This is a genomic window from Pandoraea commovens (assembly GCF_024704525.1).
Taxonomy (GTDB): domain Bacteria; phylum Pseudomonadota; class Gammaproteobacteria; order Burkholderiales; family Burkholderiaceae; genus Pandoraea; species Pandoraea commovens.
Window position 1 is genome coordinate 5,362,780 of sequence record NZ_CP102780.1, and the last position, 22,516, is coordinate 5,385,295.

A 22,516-nucleotide genomic window follows, 5' to 3' on the forward strand; every position below is an offset into this window, starting at 1 on the left:
GCGCGCCGGAGTTGCTGCTACAATCGGCATCACCATGAAGTCGCATCAGTCTTCCTCCCTCCTCTGGTCGCCCCTGACCGCCGCCCTGCGCTGGTGGCGGTAACCCGCCACGTCTATCTCATCCCCATAGCGCCCTCCCCCGCGGATCGCGAAGTCAATGTGGGGGCACGCTCAGGGGACACTCGCTAATTCCATGCGTTCGACAATCCTTTGTCACCAGACGAACAGGGACCATCATGCTGCTGATGATCGACAACTACGACTCGTTTACCTACAACATCGTCCAGTACTTCGGTGAACTGGGCGAAGACGTGCGAGTCTTCCGCAACGACGAAATCTCGCTCGACGCCATCGCCGAGCTTGCCCCCGACCGCATTTGCCTCTCGCCCGGCCCCAGCTGCCCGGCCAACGCGGGTATTACGCTCGACGTACTCAAGCGCTTCGCCGGTGAAATCCCGATCCTCGGCGTCTGCCTCGGGCATCAGGCCATTGGCGAAGCGTTCGGCGGCAAGGTCATTCGCGCGCAACAGATCATGCACGGCAAAGTGAGCGAGATCGAAACCACGCAGCAAGGCGTGTTCGCGAATCTGCCCAAGCGCTTTACCGTCACCCGCTACCACTCGCTCGCCATCGAGCGCGCCTCGTTGCCTGAATGTCTCGAGATCACCGCATGGACGGACGACGGCGAGATCATGGGCGTGCGCCACAAGACGCTCGACGTCGAAGGCGTGCAATTCCACCCCGAATCGATTCTGTCGGAGCATGGCCACGCCGTGCTGCGCAACTTTGTGCAAGCTGCGCCGCGTACGGCCATTGCCGCCTGAGACATCCCAAAGCGCGTCCGAATCAGCGAATGCGCGCTATGCACCCGACAAGCACCGACAGAGGAGAGGACAACAAATGATTACCCCGCAAGAAGCGCTTCAGCGCACGATCGAACACCGCGAAATCTTCCACGACGAGATGCTGCATCTGATGCGTCTCATCATGAAGGGCGAGATCTCGCCCGTCATGTCGGCCGCGATCATCACCGGTCTGCGCGTGAAGAAGGAAACCATCGGCGAGATCGCCGCTGCCGCGCAGGTCATGCGCGAGTTCGCCAATCATGTGGACGCCCCCGCCGACGAGCACTTTGTCGACATCGTGGGCACCGGTGGCGACGTGTCGCATACGTTCAACATCTCGACGGCCTCGATGTTCGTGGCCGCCGGTGCAGGCGCGAAGGTCGCCAAGCACGGCAACCGTGGCGTGAGCTCCAAGTCGGGCAGCGCCGACGTGCTCGAAGCGCTCGGCGTGAACATCATGCTCTCGCCCGAACAGGTGGCCGAGTGTCTGCGCGAAGTCGGCATCGGCTTCATGTTCGCACCGAACCATCATCCCGCGATGAAGAACGTGGCCGCCGTCCGCAAGGAAATGGGTGTGCGCACGATCTTCAACATTCTCGGCCCGCTCACGAATCCGGCTGGCGCACCGAATCAGTTGATGGGCGTGTTCCACCCGGATCTGGTCGGCATTCAGGTGCGCGTGATGGAGCGTCTGGGCGCGGAGCACGTGCTCGTCGTCTACGGCAAGGACGGCATGGACGAAGTCTCGCTCGGCGCAGCCACGCTCGTCGGCGAGTTGAAGGACGGCAAGGTCACCGAGTATGAAATCCACCCGGAGGACTTCGGATTGCAGATGGTGAGCAATCGCAGCCTGAAGGTCGGCAGCGCCGAGGAATCGAAGACGATGCTGATCGAAGCACTCAACAACACTGAAGGCACCGCCCGCGAGATCGTGACGCTCAACGCCGGAACCGCACTTTACGCAGCCAATCGCGCACCGACGATCGCCGACGGCATCAAGATGGCCCGCGAGTCCATCGCCAGCGGCGCGGCCCGCGAAAAGCTCCACGAATTCGTCACGTACACGCAACGCTTCAAAGCATAACCTTCAGCAGCCCCAGAGTTATCTACCGATATGTCTACCGTTCTCGACAAGATCCTGGCCGTGAAGGCCGAAGAAGTCGCCGCTGCAAAGCGCGTGCGTGACCTCGCGAGCCTGCGCCGCGACGCGGAAGCGACCGTTGGCGACAGCGCGCTGCGCACCCGCGACTTCGTGGGCGCACTGCGCACGAAGATCGATGCTGGCCTGCCCGGTGTCATCGCAGAAATCAAGAAGGCCAGCCCGTCGAAGGGCGTGATTCGTGAGAATTTCGTGCCACCGCAGATCGCCGAGTCGTATCAGCAAGGCGGTGCGGCGTGCTTGTCGGTGCTCACCGACGTGCAGTTCTTTCAGGGAGCGCCCGAGTACCTCAAGGCAGCGCGCGCCGCGTGCGATCTGCCGGTCCTGCGCAAGGACTTCATGATCGACGCGTACCAGGTGTACGAAGCCCGCGACATGGGCGCCGACTGCATTCTGCTCATTGCGGCTGCGCTCGAACTCTCGCAGATGCGCGATCTCGAAGCGCAGGCGCACGAGCTGGGCATGGCCGTGCTTGTCGAAGTGCACAACGGTCAGGAGCTGGACGCAGGACTAGAACTGCGCACCCCGCTGCTGGGCATCAACAACCGCAACCTGCACAACTTCGAAGTCACGCTCGACACGACGCTCGGCCTGCTGAAACATATCCCGCAGGATCGTCTGGTCGTGACGGAGTCGGGTATCCTTTCGCGTGACGACGTAACGCGCATGCGCGCGGCCAACGTCAATGCCTTTCTCGTCGGCGAAGCCTTCATGCGCGCGCCCGAGCCGGGCGACGCACTTGCCACCCTGTTCGACATGCCCCGCTGACCCGCATCTTCGCGAGTCACGCAAGCGGTCGATGGCGCGGTGTCCCGTGATGGGGCACCGCCCGGCTTCCGGCAAGACGCGTCGCTCCGGCACGGTGTCGCGATACCCGGCACGCCCGGCGTCCCCCACACAGGAGCGGCCCCGATGGCCATCGAACGCGAACTCAAACTAGCCCTCCCGGGCGACCTCCCCGCAGCACGCGCGGACGCACTGATTGCGCATCTCGACCGGTTGCCCGGCGCTGAAGCGCGCGGCGAACGTCATCTCGTCAATCGTTACTTCGATACGCCGGATCTCGCGCTCGCGAGCGCCAAGGCTGCGCTGCGTCTGCGCTACGTGGCCCGCGACGCTCATGCCGGACAGTGGCTGCAAACGCTCAAGTCGGTGGGCGAAGCGCGCGACGGACTGCATGTGCGTCACGAGTGGGAACAGGCCGTGCAAGGCGAGGCGCTTGAACTCGCGCCCCTCATCGCCGCCTGCGATGTACCGACGACGGCCGCGCTGTTGCGAGTCGAAGGCGCGAAGGTCGTGGCGCAGTTCGAGACGAACTTCGTGCGACGCCTGTGGCGCTACGTCGCGGGTGACGGCACGGCCGTGGAAATCGCGTTCGATCGTGGCGAAGTCGCCGTGCAGGCCAACGGCCAGCGTCACACGGAACCGCTCATTGAAGTGGAACTGGAATTGCTCGATGCGCCCGACGACGGCCACGACGGTCAGGGCGAACGCATTCTCCAGGCACTCGCGCAAGACCTGCGCGCGGTCTTGCCGGAATTGCACAGCGACAACGTCAGCAAGGCGCAGCGCGGCTATCGTCTGCGTCAAAAGGTGCTGGGCGGTTGAACGCGCTTCGAGCTCGCACTTCGACGAACCCGTTAATTCAGCAGACTCCGCACATATCACGCATGGCATCACGCTCACGAACTGCAACCGCCCAGAACGCCGACGAGGCGCGACAAGGCTCTCTCTTCGGCGAGACGAACGGTACGAACGGTACAAACGGTACAAACGGTACAAACGAGACGGGCGAGACGGGCGACACCCGGAGTGACAGTCCCGTCACCGTGGCCGGTCCGTTGAAGGGCCGCGTCGAAGACCAGTTCGCTGCGCTGCCCGACGCGTGGAAAACGCTGGTCGCCCCGTTCGTGCAGAGCGCCGCTTACGCCCCGCTGTGCCAATACGTCGACGCCGAAGTCGCGGCGGGCAAGACCGTCTATCCGGCGGACATTTTCCATGCGCTGCGCATGACGTCGCCGAAGGACGTGAAAGTCGTCATCCTTGGACAGGACCCGTATCACGGCGACGACAACGGCATTGCGCAGGCGCACGGCATGGCGTTTTCGGTGCAGCGCGGCGTGCGCGTGCCGCCGTCGTTGCGCAACATCTACAAAGAGATCGAACGGGATCTGGGTATCGCGCCGCCGTCGCATGGCAACCTCGACGCCTGGGCGAAACAGGGCGTGCTGCTGCTGAACACGACGCTCACCGTCGAAGCCGCCAATGCCGCGAGCCACGCGAAGCCCTTCAAGAAAGGCGGATGGCAAGCCTGCACGGACACCTTGCTCTGCGGCCTCGCCGAACAGCAAGGCCCGCTGGTGTTCCTGCTGTGGGGTAGTCATGCGCAGGCGAAAGCCCCCCTGCTCAACGGTCACGGCCATCTGCTGCTCGAAGCGCCGCACCCTTCCCCGCTATCGGCCCATCGCGGCTTCCTCGGCTGCGGCCACTTCAGCGCCGCCAACGCTTTCCTCGAAAAGCACGGCAAGACGCCCATCGACTGGCAGGTTCCGGCGTAGTCACGCGCGCACGGCAAAGCGCTTCCCGGGACCCACAGCGGAACAGCCTTGCGCCCACTCGCGGCGCATGACGCCGAGGAGTTCGGGGTCGATGCGAGGTGCGTGTTTGTCGAGCGTCGCCTGCATTGCAGTCTCGATACGCTCGACAACCCGCTCCGGGTGAGCGACACCACAGACGGTTCTGCCGAACGTCATCAGCGCCTTCGTGTCGGGATAAGTTCGCTGCTTGTTTAGCTTGAGCGCCAGCGTCCGATCCGTCAGCGTGCGGCCCGACTGAGGATCGAAGTGCGAATAGACGGTCGTGGTCACAACGTCGAATAACGGTGCCAGCGAGGGCGCGCGTCCGCCGGGCCGATCATAGATCAGTCCAAAGTTCTTGAGATGCGCATCGCCGTTACGCACCATCACGGACAACGTCACATAGTCGAAGAATCGCACGAGACTTTCGGCCCGGTTCTCGGCGCACAAATAGCCAATCATCTCTGCAATCCTTTCGTAGGACCCAAGATACTTCTGTTCGGCTGACCGCCCCAGCAGCACCGCCATGTCCTCGAATCCGAGTTGTTGCCGCGCGTCGCCCTCGAGATCGAAACGTCGCATGACGAACAACGATCCGTCGTCGGAGAGCCAGAACTCCGGCACGCTAATCCCGGCTTCGCGGGCGGCGGCCATACAAAGGAACTCGTTTTGCGCGAGATGCGCATAGTCTTCTCCGGCAGCCTTGACGATCAGGTCCGGCGTGACTGCCGTGCTTTTTTCCACGATGGGTGTGAGCGCATCGGCGTCCGGCATCATGACCTTGGGCTGGAATCCGGAAATGCCCGACGACAGGTAGAGGCCGACGAGATGGTCGAACAACTCGTCGCTTGCCCCGGAGTTCAGCAGCGTCGACAGTCCCACTTCTGCGCGCAACGACTCGCGCGGTTTCTCCGGCACGAAGTAGCGAAGACGACCAATTTGATTAGCCCCCGTGATCGCGAGCAGTCGCATGTCGTCAAGGCGCATGAACTTGCCGAAACGCTCCCGAAGCTTGTCGAGCAGATAACCTTCGGGCCGATTCATGGCGAAGACGCTGGGTAAGGCGGTGTCGGCGTAACTCTCGGCGCGGTACGGCATGACAAGCGACACCTCGCGCGAACGTTCCGAAGTGGCGTAATTGAAGACGTAGCGCGATTCTTTCGTGAGGGAACCGGCATCGCCTTGCGGAGTACCGATGATCAGTGATTTGAGCTTGGCATCATCCATCGTCGTCATCCATGCGACGTATGTCGTCGTAGTTCAGTCGCGCGGTATCCAGACGAAGTCCGAGATCGAGCGCACCGAGCGCCTTCATCACCGCATGAAGGCCGACATTCTCGCCCTTTTCCAGCTGAACGATCGTCATGCGACTCAAACCCGCATGCTCGGCGACCCAGATTTGCGAACGCTTGCGGGCCTTGCGGGCCCGCTGAAAACTGGCCCCGAACTGGCTTGGCAGGACGTCAATAGAAAAGTCAGTCATGGCGATCATTTTCGGGAAATTCACTTCCCATGATAGCCAACACTGACAAAAACGAAAGTCCAATATGTAAGTGATAACGATCATTTTTAATTTTTTTGCGAAAAATGATCGTTATCACTTACAAAATGAATCACGCAAACTGCGCATCGCTCGACTCACAACAACGTATACGATTCTGCATACGCTCTTAAGCATTTACATACAAAAGTGAAGCCATTACACTCCATTTCCGTAATGAGAATCCATATCAATCTCATTAACAAAAACTACTAAACCGTGCGTTACCCGGCCTGCGAAGTGTCCGAAGGTGGCGCCGCAGCTGGAACACACGTATGTCTACCGCCTTTCAGACGCGCGAGCGTCTGCTCGCCGTCGCCTGCGCCCTAGTCGTCGCTGGCAGCTTCGCCACCCAATCCGCTCACGCTCAAACGCCTGCCAACACTGCTGACGCGGCGCCGCAAGCCACTGGCTCGACCAACGCTCCGGCCGTCGCGCTGCCCACGACGTAGGTCAACGACAGTGCCGTGTCGTCGGCCATGCAGACGAAAACGCTGCCGTCTTATAAGTTCGTCGCCCCGCTGCGCGACACGCCGCGCTCGATCACCGTCATTCCCGAGGAGCTGATCAAGCAGACGAATGCAACGACCTTCGCCGACGCGCTCAAGACCGTGCCCGGCATCACGTTCCTCGGTGGCGACGCTGCGGCGAACCCGTCCGCCGACCGTCCGGTCATTCGCGGCTTCGAATCGCGTAACTCGATTTTCGTGGACGGCATGCGCGACTCGGGCGTGCAGAATCGCGAGACGTTCGACATCGAGAACATCAGCGTCATCAAGGGCCCGGACTCGGTCTACGCGGGACGTGGCGCCGTGGGTGGCAGCATCGACATCACCACGAAGACGCCGCGACTGGAAGACTTCACCAACGCAAGCTTCGGTCTCGGGACCAACAGCTACAAGCGTCTGACGTTGGACGTGAACCGTCAGGTGAACGACCAGACTGCCGTGCGCCTGAACATGATGGGTCACGACGCCGATCAGGCCGGTCGCAACAACGTCTACAGCAAGCGCTGGGGTATCGCACCGTCGGTGGCGTTCGGTCTGAACAGTCCGACGACCGTCACGATCAGCTATTACCACCTGAATTCGTACGACATGCCGGACTTCAGCGCACCGTTCCGCTCGGCGGGCGGCACGCCGGACGGCGGCTTCCAGCGCAACCAGTTTTACGGCCTGAACAATCGCGATTACCGTCGCGGTCAAACGGACACTGGCGAAATCAAGGTCGAACACCGCATCAACGACACGTGGAAGATCAAGAATACGACGATGGTCGGCCGCTCGACGCTCGATTACGTCGCCACGAACCCGCAGTTCCAGTCGGCCACGTCGAACATCATCTCGCTACAAGCCAAGAGCGGTAAGTACGCGACCAACAGCATCGCCAACCAGACGGAACTGACCGGCAAGGCCACGCTGTTCGGCTTCGAGCACACGCTCACGACGGGCCTGGAGTTCAGCAACGAGCAAAGTCGTTACGAGGGCTATCTCGTCGCAGACAGCGCAGGCAACAACATCCGCTCGGGCGGTCCGTGCTCGATCGCGTACAACTGCACGACCATCGGCAACTGGAACCCGGACAATCCGTGGACCGGCACCCTGACGCTTAACGGCGACAAGGCCTTCCCGGGTGCCGCCACCAACACGCGTACGAACACCGCATCGGCCTATCTGTTCGACAGCGTGAAGCTCTCGGACCGCTGGCTGCTCAACGCCGGTGCGCGCTTCGACCGCTTCGACGTGAGCGCCGTGCAAGCGGGTGCCCCTGACCTGAACAACACTTCGAACCTGTTCAGCTTCCAGTTGGGTGTGGTCTACAAGGTGCTGCCGTCGTTGAGCCTGTACGCGTCGTACGGTACGTCGGCCAATCCGCCGGGCGCGAACAGCGGTCTGGGCGGCGGTACCGATCAGATCACCGCGACCAACAACAACCTGTCGCCCGAACGTAGCCGCAATATCGAAGTCGGCGCGAAGTGGGACGTGATCGACCAGCGCCTGTCGCTGACCGCAGCCCTGTTCCAGACAGACAAGACGAACGCTCGCGTCTCCGACGGTCTGGGCGGCACGATCAACGCGGGTAGCCAGCGCGTGCGCGGTGCAGAACTCGGCTGGGCAGGAAATCTGACGAACCACTGGCGCGTGTTCGGCGGCTACTCGTACCTGAACGCGATCACGACCGATGCCGGTCCGGCCGCTGCGCCGGGCTCGAACGGTCTGCCGATGGTGATGGTGCCCAAGCACAACCTGACGCTGTGGACCGACTACGAAGTGATGCCGAAGCTCACGCTGGGTGCAGGTATGACGCTCTCGAGCCTGACCTACGCATCGGTGTCGTCTACCGTGCGCAAGTGGACGCCGGGCTATGCCCGCTTCGACGCGGTCGCCACGTACCGCGTGTCGCGCTCGGTCGATCTGCAACTGAACGTGCAGAACATCTTCGACAAGAAGTACTACGCCAGCGCTTACCCGATCTACGCCACGTGGGCACCGGGCCGTACCGCCATGCTGACGCTGAACTTCCATCAGTAAGCGAGTTGTTGTCGGCCCGCTCACCTTGCTGATCGGGCTGACGCAGGAAATCCGGCGAGTGCCGCCGGGCTTCCTGCAAATCCCTCCCTCATCCTCCTCCCCCATCCCCCTCCCCCCATCCCCCTCCCCCATCCTCCTCCCCCGCCGCACTTCCCCCGTCTGGCCTCGATTCGTTGTTACAGCGAAGCCTGATTTCAAACACTCGACTCACATCGCCCGTTTCATTGTGTGACCCCAGTCTGCGTGACATGATGACGCCGCGCGGCAGACGGGATGCCATTCGAGTGTCCACGCACCGCATGAAAACAATCAGAAGACGTTCGTCATAACGCAGTTTGCCTATTCGTTCGGGGGTTCGAGATGGCAAATCGGGGAGTCGCTGTCACCGCGTGTGCCAATGCCGCGCGGTCGTTCGTTATCGTTGTCGCCATCGCCGCACTCGCGGGATGTTCTGCGACGCAGATCCGTAGCAAGGATTCGCTGCAAAGCGCCGCCGATGGTTTCGACGCAGCCGTCAAAGCCTCTGCCGACGCCTTCGATACCGAACTCAAATCCCGCTCTCGCGTGCGGCGCATCGAAGCCGTCGAGTACTACGTGCAAACACGTCACGTGAAAGCAAACGAGGTCCGTATCTTCGACATCGATGCGGACGACCCGCAAGGCTCTTTCGCTCGCTTCGTCTGCGCCGGAACGGACGACTTCGTCAGAGAAAAAGCCGCCCTGTCATTCGACACGGCGTACGCTGGTGGCCTCAAACAAGTGCTCGCCGAGGGCGACAATTCCATCGGCGGTCAGTGGTCTCGCTTTCAGGCGCTACGCAAACCGATCACCGTTCCGGGCATTCCCGACGGCACGGTTCCAAAAAACGCCGTCGCCGCCTGCGCCGCCGATTTGAAAAAGCGTCTGATCGACTGGAAGCAGGGACGCCCGTCGACAGCCGTGTCGACGGAAGCGGTCACCGCCGTCATTCCGGTCGCGGTCGCCGCCTATAAGGCGCTCGCCGCGCTCATTCAGACGGGATTGACGGCATACAACGACATGGCGGCCAAGGAGCGCTTCGCCAAGTACGTGAACGAATTCCATCCCCAGTTTGAAACGGTGATGAACAATGACTTCAAGGAATCGACCGTCGCAGACGCGTGGAATCGACGTCAGATCGCGTCGCTGCAACGTCCCTATGCGACGTTCCTCAAGCTGTTGCTCACGCCCGCAAAAATCTCCAATGCCGACGACGACATTCGCATTCGCGAACTCGGCATGCTGGCCAACGAACAACTCGCCGAATACGACGCCCTGCACGCCAGCCCGTCGCCGGTCCTGCTACGCAACAAGCTGATCGAGGCCGAAAGCCAGTTGGTCACGCTCGTCAACGACAAGCACGTTTCGATCGCCGAGCTGGTCGCGTTCTTCAAGGAACTGAAGGACGACTTCGATAAGGCCAAGACCCAGTACGCCGCCGCCGACGCTGCGGTGCGCGCCGTTCCGGAGGCATGGAAACAATGAACCGGCTAAATCTTGGGATAGCCATCGGCGCGCTGATCACGAGCTATACGATCCATGCGGGGGCACAGACGCAGGCCCCGAACGTCGCCACTTCCGCGGCCACGCAGGCCCGACAAGAAGCCGAGTCGCTCGACGTGAAATCGCAGTTGCAGCGTCAGGATCTCGCGCTTAAGAAGGAACAGGCGGTGTGGCTGAAGAACTCACAGACGCCGCTCGTCGCCGCGAAGGTGCAGGAGATCGATCAGGCGCGCAACAATATCGCCGCCGCCTCGCGCTTGCTCGACGGCGAACCGCCGCAATCGCTCAAGGACCTGAAGGAGAAGACGGAGACGATTCGCGTCGTCACGCGCCCTGTCTATGGTGTGTGCTCGGGCGCCCCCTGGGCAAACGATCAGATGACCGCTTGGCGTAGCTGGCGCGATTACATCGGCGATGTGTCGTCGTCACTCGCTACAGTGGCGAAAAGCGTCGGCGTGATCTTCCAGTATTACCAGCCGGACGCGGCAGCGAAACCGACTTACATGAGCGTCGGGGCGACGGCGTTCGTCGTGGGCAAGTCTCACATCATCACGAATCGGCATGTCCTTCAGAACTACGCTTATATCGATAAACAGGGCGCGTGGCGTCTCTACGGCAAGCAATTGCTGGTCGTATCGTTCCCTCTGGAGTATTCGAGTTGCGCCACACGCTCGCCGCAGCGAGATGTACGCATCGTCGCCATCGAAGCGGTGGGCGGCGACGGCGAGAACAACGACTACGCCATTCTCCGGACGGAAGACAACGCACTGCCGCCTGCCGCACCGCTCGCCGCCAACTTCAATCTGACCGAAGGTTCGCGTGTTGCCGTCATTGGATATCCGTCGCGTCCGGTGAGTTGTGCCGGGGCCGATGCCGGGGACGATTGCACCTATCTGTCGGAGAAGCAGATCGATACGATGTTCAAGCTGCCGGACAGTCAGATACCGTTCCCCGCCGAGCGCATCGCGCCGGGCATGTTGTTGATAAACCCGAGCCTCGACCCGCAACAGTTCTCTTACGACTCATCGACGTGGGGCGGCAATTCCGGCTCGCCGGTCGTGCGCCTGTCCGACGGGATGATCGTTGGACTGCACTACGGTGGCTACGGGGGAGATAGTGAGAAGGCGACATATAACAACGCCATCAAAGTCGACCGCATCCGCAAAGCGCTTGCCGATGCTGGGGTGACTCAGTGATTACTTCCGCTCGACGCAAACGGGCGTGAGCACGCCCATCGACCCTTGCTGATAGCGGCGAGTGAGGGCGACCAGATCGGCTTCGTCGCGTGCGGCGAAGTTGCCGCGATAGACCACGGGGGTGTCCAGCGGTTCGCCACCGGCGAGCATGAGGCGTGCGCCGCTGCGTCCTGCCAGTTGCCAAGTGCCGGGCGGCAACAACAACGCCTGAACGCTGCCTTCCGCACGCAACGGGTGTCCGGCGACTGCCGCGTCACCCTGTGCGATCAACGCGATCCAACGGCGACCGTCGCACGGAATGTCGAGCGTCCGAACCGCGTCGGCATGCCAGTCGAGCTGCAGCAACGTCGTGCAACCGCCGTCGTTGCGCTCCACTGCATGCTCAGCCCAGCGTCCACAGATCAACGTCAGTTCGACATCGCCCTCGCGCCAGCGCGGCATCGACCCGGCGCGCACGACCGTCTGCACGGGTGCGCCATGCGGATGCTGTCCGGCACGACTGACGACCATGCGCACGCCGCGCACTGAAGCGCACGCGTTCTCCGGGACGTCTTCATGCACCGTGCCGCAATTCGTTTCCAGCCAGAGCAGATCGCCGGGATGCAGCGTGTCGTCGCCACCGTGGGCGTGACGGCTGCGCAGCGAGGTCGTCGATTCGGGGAAAAGATATGTCGCCACGACACACCCGGCATGCGGATGCGGCGGAATGCACGCGCCATGACGACGGAAGAGGTCGACCGACAGGAACGGGTCCGTGTGCTCGACCTGATCGAAAACACCCGCTCCCGCCGCAGCCGCACATCGGCCGGGACGGGAAACGGGAAGCACGCGCGGGATGGCGTTCGCACCGGCATGGGCGGCCGGGCGCTTGGTCAGACGCGGATGCAGGGGCGTCGGATGGGCCATGGGGGAACCTGCGCGTGCGGGAGAAGCAACAGCGATTCGACGATTACAGCGCGGCGATGGCTTCGCGGGCACCGGCGAATGCGGCAGCCGCCGATTCCGGACCACGGGCGAGACCTTCGGCGTAGATGAACGTCACATCCGTCATGCCGAGGAAGCCGAGAATCGTCTTGATGTACGGGGTCTGGCTGTCGGCCGGCGTGTCCTTGTAGTTGCCGCCGCGCGCAAAGGCCACGATCACCTTCTTGCCCTGGATCATGCCTTCCACGGTGCCGTCTTCGCGATAACGGAAGGTCACGCGGGCACGGGCGATCCAGTCGAAGTACGCCTTCAGTTGCGTCGGCACCTGGAAGTTGTACAGCGGCACGCCGAAGACGATGGTGTCGGCGGACTGGATTTCGGCGATCAGCTCGTCGCTGCGGGCGATGATGGCCTTTTGTTCGTCCGAACGCTGCTCTTCCGGCGTAAAGAACGCGCCGATCACGGCTTCGTCGAGGTGCGGCACGCCATCGGCCAGCAGGTCACGCACAACGACCTTCGCGCCAGGGTTCTTGGCAACGAGTTGCGCCACGGTTTCGTTAGCGAGCGTGGTCGAGTTGGCGCCTTGCGAGCGGGCGGCGGAATTGATTTGCAGAATGGTGGTCATGTCACTGGCTCCAGAGCCGGGGGTGTTCCCGAAAGTTCGTAAATCCGTTCGTGCCAGGCGTCCCGCTTTGGGTCGCCTTGAATTGCACGTCGGCTTGGGATGAATTCTAGTTACCCCCAAAAATGAAACAAGCCGGTAAAATCGAATTGTTTGTTCCCATTTTGGAACAATGAAGAAGCGCCGCAGGATTGAGGGGCAGCACCGCCGATTTCACTGCATCATGGCGCGACCTCATACCGAATGACCGCGTAACAGGGCGCAAGGAGCGCGCGCGATGATTGACGATCTGAATGACATGCTGATCTTCGCGGAGGTCGTGCGCTCGGGCAGCATCACGCGGGCCGGCGAGCGGCTCGATCTGCCCAAGGCGACCGTGAGTCGGCGTCTGTCGCGGCTCGAAGCGCGCCTCGGCACGAAGCTGCTCCACAAGACCACGCGTCGGCTCGAACTGACGGAAGTCGGCGAAGCGTATTACGAGCGCTGCCTGCCGATTCTCGAAGAAGTGGAAGAGACGCGGGACTTCGCGTCGCAAATGTCGAGCAAGCCACGCGGACGTTTGCGCATCACCGCCCCGGCCGACTTCGCCACGCAATGGCTCGCCGTGCCGCTCGCGACCTTCTGCGCAGCCTTTCCCGAAATCACCGTCGACGTGGACCTGAGTTCGCGTCACGTCGATCTGATTGCCGAGCGCGTCGATGTCGCCATTCGCGCCGGTCAACTTTCCGACTCCACCCTGGTCGCGCGTCCGCTCCTGAAACTCACCCGCAGCCTTTACGCGAGCCCGCTTTATCTCAGCGCGACGGGACTGCCGGGCAGCCCGGACGAGCTGGACGGTCATCGCTTCATCATCCTGCAAGGCGCACGGCGTCTGTTCAATTCCGACACGCTGCACAAGGGCCGCCAACGCGTCGACATCACCATGCACGGGGCGATTCAGGCCAACAGCATGGGGATGGTCAAGGAGATGGCACTCGCAGGCAGCGGCATTGCCGCGCTCACGGATATTCTTGCGGAAGACGCGCTCAAGTCCGGACGCCTCGTGAAGGTGCTGCCCGACTGGTCGTTGCCCGAGAGTTCCGTCCATCTGGTCACACCGTCGCGACGCTTCCTGCCGCGCAAGACGCAGGCGTTCATCGAGCACATGCTCGCTGTGGCGCGGACGTGTCCGGAGGAGAACCGCGACCCGTCGGTGCCGGGTCCGTTGCAGAGCTGAATACTGGGTTGAAATCCCGCACTCAGGACGAGCGCGGGACAATCACAAGGAAGGAACAGTGAAGTGTGAACCGGCGGCCACTCAGGCCGTCAGCCACTTCTCGCGTCGCTGCGCGCCGGCGCGATCGCGTGTTTCGGTAATGCGGTACTGCGAGACCTCAGGCGCATCGAGCGTGAGCGACGTCTCGCGCAGCTCGTCGCGACGGAAGGCGTGCAGCGTCACCCGGTCGCCCGGACGATAGCGCTCCAGCAGCTTATCGAGATTGCCTGACGTCACACGCAAGCCGTCGATGGCGACGAGCGAGTCGCCCGCCGACAGACCGGCCGCTTGCGCTGCACCGCCGTCGAGCACCTGTGCCAGCGTGACCTCGTCGCCGCGCTTGCCCGTCTTCACACCCATGCCCGGACGACCGTTCTCCGGCGTCACCGGTTCGAGCGTCAGACCGACGCGCTCAAGCAGCGTCGCGAGCGGCAAGTCGCGCGTGCCGTTGATCGCCGTCGCAAAGAAATCCGACAGATCGAGACCCGAGACCGCTTCGAAGAACGGCTGAACGGCGTCTTCCGCAAGCCCTTCGGGCGCACCACGGTAGAAGTCGCGACCGTAGCGCTGCCATAGCGCGCGCATCACGTCGTCGAGCGACTTCTGGCCGCGCGTCTGCGCACGAATCGTCAGATCCAGCGCAAGCGCCACGAGCGAACCCTTCGTGTAATAGCTGACGATGGCATTCGGTGCATTTTCGTCCTGACGGTAGTACTTCGTCCACGCGTCGAAAGAGCTTTCAGCGACGGTCTGCTTGAGACGACCACTGCCGCGCAGCACGTTCGCCACCGTCTTCGCCACGAGTTCGTAATAGTCCTTCGGTGCGATCACACCGCTGCGCACGAGCATCAGGTCGTCGTAGTAGGACGTGAAGCCCTCGAACAGCCACAGCAGGCGCGTGTAGTTCTCCTGATCCAGCGTGTACGGCGCGAACACCGCAGGCTTGATGCGCTTGACGTTCCACGTGTGGAAATACTCGTGGCTCACCAGTCCGAGGAAGCCGCGATAAGCATCGCTCATGCGCGCCTGCCCCTGCACCGGCAGGTCGTTGCGGCTCGCTAGCAGCGCGGTGGATGCGCGATGCTCCAGACCGCCGTAGCCATCGCCGACCGTCATCAGCAGGAAAACGTAGCGCGACATCGGCACGCGCGAGCGCGAACTGGCACCCGGCTCGAACAGACGGATCTGCGCTTCGCAGATCTTCTTCATATCGCGCAGCAGACGATCCAGATCGAGGTTCGGCACCGGCCCGGTGATGGCGACTTCGTGCGTCACACCACAGGCTTTGAATGTGCCGTGCACGAACGTCCCCATCTCGACGGGTGAATCGATGAGTTCGTCGTAATCGGCGGCCAGATAGCGTCCGAAGTCGAGCGCCGCCGTGCCTTCCGCCGGTTCTAGTGCCGTGGCGACGCGCCACGCTTTGAACGCGGCACCGCGCGGACGCAGCACGTCGATCTCGCACGGCGCGTGTTCCTGGCCTTGCACGCGCAGGAACACACTGGTGCCGTTGAAGAAGCCGTGCGTGTCATCCAGGTGCGCGGCGCGCACCGACAGATCCCACGCGTACACCTCATACGTCACGATCAGCGTGCCCTTGCACGGCGCGGACTGCCACGTGTGCTTGTCGAGCTTGTCGAGGGCGATCTTGCGTCCCCGGCACGTCGCGCCGATGGTCACGATGTTGCGGGCGAACTCGCGCACCATGTAGCTGCCCGGAATCCACGCGGGCAGCGTGAAGCGCTGGCCTTCGGGGGCAGGATTCGAGACCGTAACGGTCACTTCGAACAGATGGGCGGCGGGCGACTTCGGAACGATCGCGTACCTAATGGCAGACGGGGCAGACAGTGCAGACGTGGCTTTCATGAGATAGCGGCTTCTTGTTCTCGGAGGGGGCGAGCGGACGGTAACTTACTTGACCGTGGCCAGCGCCTTTTCCAGTTCTTCGGCAGGCACGGCACCCGGCAGACGGCGGCCGTCGGACAGGATGATCGTCGGCGTGCCGGTGATGTTGAGCTGATGACCCAGCGCGAAGTTGTCCTTGACGGGCTTGTCGTCGCACTTGGCCGTCGGGGTCGGCGGGGCCTTCTTGTCGAGCATCCAGTCGTGCCACGCCTTGAGCTGATCGGGCGCACACCAGATAGCCTTCGACTTCTTATCCGAATCCTCGCCGAGCACCGGGTACAGGAAGGTGTAGACGGTGACGTTATCGATCTTCGAGCCCTTGAGCGTTTCTTCGAAGCGCTTGCAGTACGGGCAGTTCGGATCGGAGAAGACGGCGATCTTGCGGCTACCGTTGCCCTTCACGTACTTGAACGCGCGATCGAACGGCAGCTTGGCGAAGTCGACCTTGTTGAGCTCCGACTGACGCGCTTCGGTCAGGCTCTGACGCGTTTGCGTGTCGACCAGATTGCCACCGAGAATCACGTACCGTGCCTTCTCGTCCGCATAGAGAATCTCGCCGCCGACCGACACTTCGAAGAGGCCGGGAATCGGCGTGCGCGCCACCGCTTTGACCGGCGCATCGGCGCCGAGCGTCTTCTGCACGGCAGCCTTCACGCGATCCAGGGTTGCATCGGGCTTGTTTTGCGCGACGGCGGACGTCGTGAAGGTGGCTGCGCACACTGCGGCGAGAACCAATCCGGCGGACGCCGCGGCGCGATAACGTTGCAACATCGAACTTCTCCAGAAATATGACGATCGAGAGGCGCGACCGGTGAACCATGCACGAAGCGGGGGTTGCCGGTGCTTGCGCCGAAGGGGTCAGCCCAGGGCGCGGCCGATCAGGAATTTCTTGACGAAAGGCAGCATGTTCACGCCGTCGAGGCCCGCGTTGCGAACAAACTTCGCGAGCGGGCTGCTCGTCGAGAACAGCTTATGCAAGCCGTCCGTCGTGAACGCCATGCTGCCGATGTCTTCCTTGCGAGCGCGCTCGTAACGACGTAGCACCGCATCGTCACCACAGTCGCGGAACGATTCGCGCCCGGCGAGCGCATCGCCGAGCGACGCCACGTCGCGCAAACCGAGGTTCATGCCCTGTCCTGCGAGCGGATGCACCACGTGCGCCGCGTCGCCGATCAGGGCCACGCGCTGCGCGATCAGACGCTTGGCTTGCGCCAGTACGAGCGGAAAACCCTGAGCGCGCGCTGAGACAGGTGTCAGTTGACCAAGTTCACTGTTCGAGAATGTTCCGACGCGTTGCGCGAGTTCTTTGGGATCAAGCGCAAGCAGATGCTTCGCGTGATCGTCGGCAGCGGACCAGACCAGCGAGACGTGCTGATCGGGCAGCGGCAGTAACGCGACGATCTCGCCGTCGTGGAACCACTGGAAGGCAGTATCGCGGTGCGGACGTTCCGCGCGGAAGTTGCACACGACGCCCAGTTGCTCGTAGGGACGCACCGTGCCGTCGAGGCCTGCCGTGCTGCGCACCCATGAGTGCGCGCCGTCGGCACCGACCACAAGCGAGGCCCGCAGCGTTTTGCCGTCCGACAGACGCACCGATGCAGCGGCAGCGTCGACTTCGAGCGCTTCGGCGCGGGCATCAAGCCATTGCACCTGCGGGGAGAAACGCAGCGCGGCGTCCAGCGCGCGTTCCAGATTCGACGACTCGGCGATCCAGGCGAGTTGCGGCACAGCGGCCTGATAGGCGGAGAAATGCAGACTGCCGCGCTCGTCGCCGAACACTTCCATGTCATAGACGGGATTGACGCGTGCCGGATCGACGGCCTGCCACACACGCATGCGCTCGAAGAGCGCTTGCGAACTGGACGACAGGGAGTAGATGCGGGCATCCCACATGTCACCGCCTGTCGGGGCGGGGGCTGCGGGTTGCGCGAGCAGCGCGACGGACAGGCGCGCCTGCGAAAGGAGCAAGGCGGCGGCCTTTCCGACCAGACCGCCACCGACGACGACGACATCGTGCGTCTGGCTGGAGGAATGCGTTTGAGACATGCGGCAAATGCAGCGCCAGCGCCTGAGTCGCGCAAGACGGCTGGTTCCGAAATCGAGATGGCGTATTGTCGCACGCCCGCCGAACGAGCGACGCCCTGCCTCGCCCACGCCACAGGGACACAGCGTCGCACTGCGTTGGCGGGCGCTATACTTCGGCGCATAGCGGTAACGAGATTAAACAGGGAGCTCCCGATGCGCCTCGACAACGAACAAGAAAGCCAGAACGTCGAAGACCGCCGAGGTGGCGGATTCGGCGGACGCACCACCATCGGCATCGGCACGATCGTTGTCGCGCTCGCCGCCTCCTACTTCTTCGGGATCGACCCGCGCGTCATCATTCAGGGCTCGCAGATGATTCAGGGGCAGACCCAGTCTGCTCCCCAGTCCGCGCCCACTCAGGCGCAGATCAACGACCCGAAAGCGGTCTTTACCCGCAAGGTGCTCGGCAACATCGAACGCACCTGGACGACGGTCTTCCCGCAGCAGATCAACCGTCAGTACGTGCAGCCGAAGCTGGTGCTGTTCTCGGGTGCGACGCCCACGGCGTGCGGCACCGGCCAGACCGCGATGGGCCCGTTCTACTGCCCGGGCGACAGCAAGGTGTACATCGACTTGCAGTTCTACGACGAGCTGCGGCAACGTTTCGGCGCTGGCGGCGATTTCGCGCAGGCGTACGTCATCGCGCACGAAGTCGGTCACCACATCCAGAATCTGCTCGGCATCTCCCAGAAGTTCGACGAGACGCGCCGCCGCGTGAGCGAGGCGCAGGCGAATGCGCTGTCGGTGCGACTGGAGTTGCAGGCGGACTGCTTTGCGGGCGTCTGGGCGGCCAATGCGGCCAAGGCGAACGACCAGTTGCTCGAGCCGGGGGACGTCGAGCAAGGCCTGAAAGCGGCGGCCGCCATTGGCGACGACCGTCTGCAACAGCAGTCGCAGGGACGCGTGGTGCCGGAGTCGTTCACCCACGGCACGAGCGCTCAGCGGGTGTACTGGCTGCGTCAGGGGCTGCAAACGGGCGACATGCGCAAGTGCGACACGTTTTCGGCCAAGCAACTGAGCTGAACCGGGCCGGGTGGCGTGACGTCGACGGCGGGTGCGGAGGCTTGTGCGGCGGCAGGCGTCCTGTTCAGGCGCTTTTGGCGGCAGAACGGGTACAATAGCGGACTTTCCGCGACGCAATCGCTGGCCGCATTGGCTAGTTGGCCACCATCCCCAGTGCATTCGACGGCGCGCACTTACCAAGCCAGACAGGATTTAGCATGAGCCTCAAATGCGGCATCGTCGGTTTGCCCAACGTCGGCAAGTCGACCCTTTTCAACGCGCTGACCAAAGCGGGCATTGCTGCCGAAAACTACCCGTTCTGCACCATCGAGCCGAACGTCGGCGTGGTGGAAGTGCCGGACCCGCGTCTGGGCAAGCTCGCCGAGATCGTGAAGCCTGAGCGGATCATGCCGGCGACGGTCGAATTCGTGGACATCGCAGGTCTGGTGGCCGGTGCTTCGAAGGGTGAAGGTCTGGGCAACCAGTTCCTCGCCAACATCCGCGAAACGGACGCCATCACGCACGTCGTGCGCTGCTTCGAAGACGAAAACGTCATCCACGTCGCAGGCAAGGTGAATCCGATTTCGGACATCGAAGTCATCAACACCGAATTGGCGCTGGCCGACCTGGGCACCGTCGAGAAGGCGCTGCAACGCTATACGAAGGCAGCCAAGTCGGGCAACGACAAGGAAGCCGCGAAGCTCGTGGCGGTGCTGGAGAAGGTGGTGCCCGTGCTGAACGAAGCACGTCCGGTGCGCTCGCTCAAGCTCTCCGAAGACGAACTGGCGCTCATCAAGCCGTTCTGCCTGATCACGGCCAAGCCGACGATGTATGTCGCCAACGTGAAGGACGACGGTTTCGAGAACAACCCGCATCTGGAGGCTGTGCGCAAGTACGCTGAAGCCGAGAACGCGCCGGTCGTGGCGGTGTGCGCTGCCATCGAAGCGGAAATAGGCGACATGGACGATGCCGACAAGGCCGAGTTCCTGGCCGACATGGGCATGGACGAGCCGGGCCTTGACCGCGTGATCCGCGCGGGCTTCAAGCTGCTGGGCTTGCAAACGTACTTCACGGCAGGTGTGAAGGAAGTGCGCGCCTGGACGATCCACGTGGGCGACACCGCACCGCAAGCGGCGGGCGTGATCCACACCGACTTCGAGCGCGGCTTCATCCGCGCACAGACCATCGCCTTCGACGACTACATCCAGTACAAGGGCGAACAAGGCGCGAAGGAAGCGGGCAAGATGCGCGCCGAAGGCAAGGAATACGTGGTGCACGACGGCGACGTGATGAACTTCCTGTTCAACGTCTGACGCCACCGTCTGCCGAAACGACAAACACCCCAGCCGATGTGCTGGGGTGTTTTGTTTTGGGGCGTTGGAATTGCTATCCTCTAACGCGTCAAAAGCCGCGTTTCAAGAACGGTTTGCATATCGCGCCTGCCGTCGGCGATCAGGTACACGATGACCTGCTTCCCAAGGACGCGGTAGATGACGCGATACGGCTTGAACGCCACCTGTCGGTACTCCCGGATACCCAGTGAACTGAGTTCTCTTGGGTAGCTTCCGCGCTCAGGCCATTGCTCCAGACCTGTCACTGCGTCCATCAGTTGATCCAGAACGTAGTCGGCGTTTTGCGGACAATCGAATTCTGCGATGTAGTCGTAAATCCCTTCAAGGTCGCCTTCGGCACCGTCGGTCAACAACACTTCGTACTTGACCACGATGTTCGTCACTCCCCGGCCTTTCGCTTCTTGCGAAGACGAGCGACGACGTCCGCGACCGGTTTAACTTTGCCTGCCGCCACATCCTGATTGCCGAGCGCCAGCAATTTCAGTAAGGCCAAAGCCTCTTGCGTTTCCTCGTATGAAGCCACGTCTTGCAACACGGCCTTGGCCTCACCGTTTTGTGTGATCACTAGCGGGGTGCGTTGCTCCGCGAGCGTAGCCAGCACCTCAGCGGCATTGGCCTTCAAGTAGCTGATCGGCTTCACCTGTGTGGAGTAGCGCATTTCCATATGTCCATTTCCCAGATAGGACCAAATATAGTCCTTTTATGGTCCCACCTCAATGCCGGGACACTTTGGCGGACACAAGTATGGGATGTTGGGGACCGATAGCGTCACGCGGGTTCGCTCGGCAACTTCTTGGCCATCCTGCAGCTTCTTGAATCCAGGGCGGTTTCGGCAGTAAGCATCACCAAGCGGTTGGCGAATTATCGGAAGTCGCTTGCCTCAGATGACGAACCTCCACAAACCGCGTTGCTCATCTCCTCAAACTCCCCCTCCTCCGACACGCCGTTGCCGGTCACACGAAAGCCGTGGCGTTCGTAGAACGTTTTCGCTCTCGTGTTTCGGGTCAGACATTTGAGACGGTAAGGACGGGTTGGCCAACCGGGGAGCGCTTGCAGTAGGCGCGTGCCGACGCCGTGACCTTGTGACGACGGTTCGACGTAGAGCATGTGGATGAAGTCGTCGGCTGGCCAGACGGAGACGAAGCCGAGGATTTTGCCGCCGGGCGACTTGGCCGTCAGAACGTCTTCGCCAGCGGCATGCGATGCGAAATCGTCCGCCCGATAGAGCGACGGATCGACCCATGTCATCGTTGCCAGGCGCACTTCGTAGTAAATACGGGCAAGCGTCGGGAAGTCGCCCGGCGTTGCAGGCGCAATGACGATCTGGCGAACCGTCATCCCTCCCACCCTTCGCGGATAATGCGCGCGATCTGTTCACCCGTCGCGCGGTTGTGGGCTTGCACCAGCGCGACGGCACCCGCATCGTCGCCAGCCTCGCACAAACGCAGCAACTCACGGTGTTCGTCGTGCGAGCGCGTCGCGTTGTCCTGCTTCTGCCACGTCAGGAACAGATAGCGACCCAGATTGAGTCGCGCTGTCGCCACCGCCCGCTGGAAGTACGGTCGCTCCGCTTTCGCGTACAGCATGCCGTGGAAGGCCGCGTTACGCGTGACGATGTCCGTCAGCTCGGTGGCCGCCTCCAGCGCGTCCAGCGCCGCCCGTGCCCGCGTCAGATCCGCGCGCGACAGATTCGGCATCGCCAGCGCCATCAGACGCCCCTCCAGCAACGCACGAAAGTCGGCCAGCTCAAGCGCGTCGTCTTCCGAGAGCGCCGTCACGACCGTGCCGCGATTCGTCCGGCTCGTGGCCAGCCCGTCCGACGCGAGCATCGTCAGCGCCTCGCGCACCGGCACGTGACTCACCCCGAGCGCCGCTGCGAGATGGTCCTGACGCAACGCCTCGCCCGGCTTCAACTCGCCGCGTCCGATCTGCTCCCGCAAGGCCTCGTAGGTCCGCTCGACCGCCGTTCCCGTGCCCGCTTCCGGCTGCGTCAACTGGCGCAT

23 protein-coding genes are annotated in these 22,516 nt (G+C 62.6%); 12 read left to right on the top strand and 11 right to left on the bottom strand.

The genetic code is table 11. From position 1 onward, the window contains the following. Window positions 1-236: 236 nt before the first annotated feature. The 5 genes from NTU39_RS24140 (at window position 237) to NTU39_RS24160 (ending at window position 4,562) form a co-directional block, all read left to right on the top strand. A complete protein-coding gene (locus NTU39_RS24140) occupies window positions 237-824 on the top strand; it encodes an anthranilate synthase component II (RefSeq protein WP_150666152.1) in 588 nt (195 codons plus the stop codon). Window positions 825-900: 76 nt separating this feature from the next. After that, window positions 901-1,929 (top strand): anthranilate phosphoribosyltransferase, encoded by a 1,029-nt coding sequence (gene trpD, locus NTU39_RS24145; RefSeq protein WP_150666153.1) that lies wholly within the window; start codon window positions 901-903, stop codon window positions 1,927-1,929. A gap of 30 nt (window positions 1,930-1,959) precedes the next feature. Continuing rightward, window positions 1,960-2,772, top strand: a complete 813-nt coding sequence (gene trpC / locus NTU39_RS24150; protein ID WP_257958744.1) for an indole-3-glycerol phosphate synthase TrpC — start codon at window positions 1,960-1,962, stop codon at window positions 2,770-2,772. A 144-nt stretch (window positions 2,773-2,916) separates the two neighbouring features. Next, window positions 2,917-3,612 (top strand): CYTH domain-containing protein, encoded by a 696-nt coding sequence (locus NTU39_RS24155; RefSeq protein ID WP_257958745.1) that lies wholly within the window; start codon window positions 2,917-2,919, stop codon window positions 3,610-3,612. A gap of 62 nt (window positions 3,613-3,674) precedes the next feature. Further along, on the top strand, window positions 3,675-4,562 hold the full coding sequence (locus NTU39_RS24160; RefSeq protein ID WP_150666155.1) for a uracil-DNA glycosylase: 888 nt from the start codon (window positions 3,675-3,677) through the stop codon (window positions 4,560-4,562). Here NTU39_RS24160 and NTU39_RS24165 read toward each other — a convergent pair whose 3' ends face one another. Together NTU39_RS24165 and NTU39_RS24170 are read right to left on the bottom strand one after the other, a co-directional pair. Then, window positions 4,563-5,816: a type II toxin-antitoxin system HipA family toxin gene (locus NTU39_RS24165; protein ID WP_246184724.1), complete on the bottom strand. Its 1,254-nt coding sequence runs from the start codon at window positions 5,814-5,816 to the stop codon at window positions 4,563-4,565. Next, complete coding sequence (locus NTU39_RS24170) at window positions 5,800-6,072, bottom strand: helix-turn-helix domain-containing protein (RefSeq protein ID WP_257958746.1); 273 nt, start codon at window positions 6,070-6,072, stop codon at window positions 5,800-5,802. The genes NTU39_RS24165 and NTU39_RS24170 overlap by 17 nt, the downstream gene beginning before the upstream one ends. A 323-nt stretch (window positions 6,073-6,395) precedes the next feature. On the opposite strand from NTU39_RS24170, the gene NTU39_RS26950 reads away from it, so the two are divergent. From NTU39_RS26950 to NTU39_RS24185, 4 genes are all read left to right on the top strand, one after another. Next, entirely contained in the window at window positions 6,396-6,572 is a 177-nt protein-coding gene (locus tag NTU39_RS26950; RefSeq protein WP_308340630.1) for a hypothetical protein, read from the top strand. A 27-nt stretch (window positions 6,573-6,599) separates the two neighbouring features. Beyond that, on the top strand, window positions 6,600-8,651 hold the full coding sequence (locus NTU39_RS24175) for a TonB-dependent receptor (RefSeq protein ID WP_308340631.1): 2,052 nt from the start codon (window positions 6,600-6,602) through the stop codon (window positions 8,649-8,651). 360 nt (window positions 8,652-9,011) lie between these two features. Next, on the top strand, window positions 9,012-10,154 hold the full coding sequence (locus NTU39_RS24180; protein ID WP_257958747.1) for a hypothetical protein: 1,143 nt from the start codon (window positions 9,012-9,014) through the stop codon (window positions 10,152-10,154). Continuing rightward, complete coding sequence (locus NTU39_RS24185) at window positions 10,142-11,368, top strand: trypsin-like serine peptidase (protein ID WP_150666160.1); 1,227 nt, start codon at window positions 10,142-10,144, stop codon at window positions 11,366-11,368. The genes NTU39_RS24180 and NTU39_RS24185 overlap by 13 nt, the downstream gene beginning before the upstream one ends. Here the strand turns inward: NTU39_RS24185 and NTU39_RS24190 are convergent, their stop codons facing one another. Beyond that, entirely contained in the window at window positions 11,369-12,274 is a 906-nt protein-coding gene (locus NTU39_RS24190; protein WP_257958748.1) for a pirin-like C-terminal cupin domain-containing protein, read from the bottom strand. It abuts the gene before it with no gap. A gap of 43 nt (window positions 12,275-12,317) precedes the next feature. Further along, window positions 12,318-12,917: an FMN-dependent NADH-azoreductase gene (locus tag NTU39_RS24195; RefSeq protein WP_257958749.1), complete on the bottom strand. Its 600-nt coding sequence runs from the start codon at window positions 12,915-12,917 to the stop codon at window positions 12,318-12,320. A gap of 274 nt (window positions 12,918-13,191) precedes the next feature. On the opposite strand from NTU39_RS24195, the gene NTU39_RS24200 reads away from it, so the two are divergent. Further along, the gene (locus NTU39_RS24200) at window positions 13,192-14,130 is read left to right on the top strand and encodes a LysR family transcriptional regulator (RefSeq protein ID WP_150666163.1); all 939 of its coding nucleotides are present in this window, start codon (window positions 13,192-13,194) and stop codon (window positions 14,128-14,130) included. Between the two features lie 81 nt (window positions 14,131-14,211). Here the strand turns inward: NTU39_RS24200 and NTU39_RS24205 are convergent, their stop codons facing one another. The 3 genes from NTU39_RS24205 to NTU39_RS24215 form a co-directional block, all read right to left on the bottom strand. Beyond that, on the bottom strand, window positions 14,212-16,035 hold the full coding sequence (locus NTU39_RS24205) for a M61 family metallopeptidase (RefSeq protein ID WP_150666164.1): 1,824 nt from the start codon (window positions 16,033-16,035) through the stop codon (window positions 14,212-14,214). A 45-nt stretch (window positions 16,036-16,080) separates the two neighbouring features. Beyond that, window positions 16,081-16,845 carry a DsbC family protein gene (locus NTU39_RS24210; protein WP_150666165.1) on the bottom strand — a complete coding sequence of 255 codons (765 nt, stop codon included), beginning with the start codon at window positions 16,843-16,845 and terminating at the stop codon, window positions 16,081-16,083. Window positions 16,846-16,932: 87 nt separating this feature from the next. Next, a complete protein-coding gene (locus tag NTU39_RS24215) occupies window positions 16,933-18,120 on the bottom strand; it encodes a UbiH/UbiF family hydroxylase (RefSeq protein WP_150666166.1) in 1,188 nt (395 codons plus the stop codon). Window positions 18,121-18,312: 192 nt separating this feature from the next. Between NTU39_RS24215 and ypfJ the strand changes: the two genes are divergently transcribed. Both ypfJ and ychF read left to right on the top strand, forming a co-directional pair. Then, window positions 18,313-19,182, top strand: a complete 870-nt coding sequence (ypfJ, locus tag NTU39_RS24220; RefSeq protein WP_257958750.1) for a KPN_02809 family neutral zinc metallopeptidase — start codon at window positions 18,313-18,315, stop codon at window positions 19,180-19,182. Window positions 19,183-19,379: 197 nt separating this feature from the next. After that, the gene (gene ychF / locus NTU39_RS24225) at window positions 19,380-20,474 is read left to right on the top strand and encodes a redox-regulated ATPase YchF (RefSeq protein WP_150578521.1); all 1,095 of its coding nucleotides are present in this window, start codon (window positions 19,380-19,382) and stop codon (window positions 20,472-20,474) included. 80 nt (window positions 20,475-20,554) lie between these two features. Here the strand turns inward: ychF and NTU39_RS24230 are convergent, their stop codons facing one another. The 4 genes from NTU39_RS24230 to NTU39_RS24245 all read right to left on the bottom strand — a co-directional run bounded on the left by NTU39_RS24230 (window position 20,555) and on the right by NTU39_RS24245 (window position 22,516). Then, entirely contained in the window at window positions 20,555-20,884 is a 330-nt protein-coding gene (locus NTU39_RS24230) for a type II toxin-antitoxin system RelE/ParE family toxin (RefSeq protein WP_246184725.1), read from the bottom strand. Window positions 20,885-20,892: 8 nt separating this feature from the next. Continuing rightward, entirely contained in the window at window positions 20,893-21,171 is a 279-nt protein-coding gene (locus tag NTU39_RS24235) for a type II toxin-antitoxin system Phd/YefM family antitoxin (RefSeq protein WP_150666168.1), read from the bottom strand. 203 nt (window positions 21,172-21,374) lie between these two features. Continuing rightward, window positions 21,375-21,851 (bottom strand): GNAT family N-acetyltransferase, encoded by a 477-nt coding sequence (locus NTU39_RS24240; protein ID WP_150666169.1) that lies wholly within the window; start codon window positions 21,849-21,851, stop codon window positions 21,375-21,377. Then, window positions 21,848-22,516, bottom strand: coding sequence for a GntR family transcriptional regulator (locus NTU39_RS24245; protein WP_257958751.1), 669 nt, complete (start codon window positions 22,514-22,516; stop codon window positions 21,848-21,850). Before NTU39_RS24245 ends, NTU39_RS24240 begins: the two co-directional genes overlap by 4 nt.

What these genes read in the sequence shown, in the direction of transcription:
- NTU39_RS24140 (WP_150666152.1), top strand. Translation starts at nt 237, where the DNA reads ATGCTGCTGATGATCGACAACTACGACTCGTTTACCTACAACATCGTC.
- trpD (WP_150666153.1), top strand. Translation starts at nt 901, where the DNA reads ATGATTACCCCGCAAGAAGCGCTTCAGCGCACGATCGAACACCGCGAA.
- trpC (WP_257958744.1), top strand. Translation starts at nt 1,960, where the DNA reads ATGTCTACCGTTCTCGACAAGATCCTGGCCGTGAAGGCCGAAGAAGTC.
- NTU39_RS24155 (WP_257958745.1), top strand. Translation starts at nt 2,917, where the DNA reads ATGGCCATCGAACGCGAACTCAAACTAGCCCTCCCGGGCGACCTCCCC.
- NTU39_RS24160 (WP_150666155.1), top strand. Translation starts at nt 3,675, where the DNA reads ATGGCATCACGCTCACGAACTGCAACCGCCCAGAACGCCGACGAGGCG.
- NTU39_RS24165 (WP_246184724.1), bottom strand. Translation starts at nt 5,816, where the DNA reads ATGACGACGATGGATGATGCCAAGCTCAAATCACTGATCATCGGTACT.
- NTU39_RS24170 (WP_257958746.1), bottom strand. Translation starts at nt 6,072, where the DNA reads ATGATCGCCATGACTGACTTTTCTATTGACGTCCTGCCAAGCCAGTTC.
- NTU39_RS26950 (WP_308340630.1), top strand. Translation starts at nt 6,396, where the DNA reads ATGTCTACCGCCTTTCAGACGCGCGAGCGTCTGCTCGCCGTCGCCTGC.
- NTU39_RS24175 (WP_308340631.1), top strand. Translation starts at nt 6,600, where the DNA reads ATGCAGACGAAAACGCTGCCGTCTTATAAGTTCGTCGCCCCGCTGCGC.
- NTU39_RS24180 (WP_257958747.1), top strand. Translation starts at nt 9,012, where the DNA reads ATGGCAAATCGGGGAGTCGCTGTCACCGCGTGTGCCAATGCCGCGCGG.
- NTU39_RS24185 (WP_150666160.1), top strand. Translation starts at nt 10,142, where the DNA reads ATGGAAACAATGAACCGGCTAAATCTTGGGATAGCCATCGGCGCGCTG.
- NTU39_RS24190 (WP_257958748.1), bottom strand. Translation starts at nt 12,274, where the DNA reads ATGGCCCATCCGACGCCCCTGCATCCGCGTCTGACCAAGCGCCCGGCC.
- NTU39_RS24195 (WP_257958749.1), bottom strand. Translation starts at nt 12,917, where the DNA reads ATGACCACCATTCTGCAAATCAATTCCGCCGCCCGCTCGCAAGGCGCC.
- NTU39_RS24200 (WP_150666163.1), top strand. Translation starts at nt 13,192, where the DNA reads ATGATTGACGATCTGAATGACATGCTGATCTTCGCGGAGGTCGTGCGC.
- NTU39_RS24205 (WP_150666164.1), bottom strand. Translation starts at nt 16,035, where the DNA reads ATGAAAGCCACGTCTGCACTGTCTGCCCCGTCTGCCATTAGGTACGCG.
- NTU39_RS24210 (WP_150666165.1), bottom strand. Translation starts at nt 16,845, where the DNA reads ATGTTGCAACGTTATCGCGCCGCGGCGTCCGCCGGATTGGTTCTCGCC.
- NTU39_RS24215 (WP_150666166.1), bottom strand. Translation starts at nt 18,120, where the DNA reads ATGTCTCAAACGCATTCCTCCAGCCAGACGCACGATGTCGTCGTCGTC.
- ypfJ (WP_257958750.1), top strand. Translation starts at nt 18,313, where the DNA reads ATGCGCCTCGACAACGAACAAGAAAGCCAGAACGTCGAAGACCGCCGA.
- ychF (WP_150578521.1), top strand. Translation starts at nt 19,380, where the DNA reads ATGAGCCTCAAATGCGGCATCGTCGGTTTGCCCAACGTCGGCAAGTCG.
- NTU39_RS24235 (WP_150666168.1), bottom strand. Translation starts at nt 21,171, where the DNA reads ATGCGCTACTCCACACAGGTGAAGCCGATCAGCTACTTGAAGGCCAAT.
- NTU39_RS24240 (WP_150666169.1), bottom strand. Translation starts at nt 21,851, where the DNA reads ATGACGGTTCGCCAGATCGTCATTGCGCCTGCAACGCCGGGCGACTTC.
- NTU39_RS24245 (WP_257958751.1), bottom strand. Translation starts at nt 22,516, where the DNA reads ATGCGCCAGTTGACGCAGCCGGAAGCGGGCACGGGAACGGCGGTCGAG.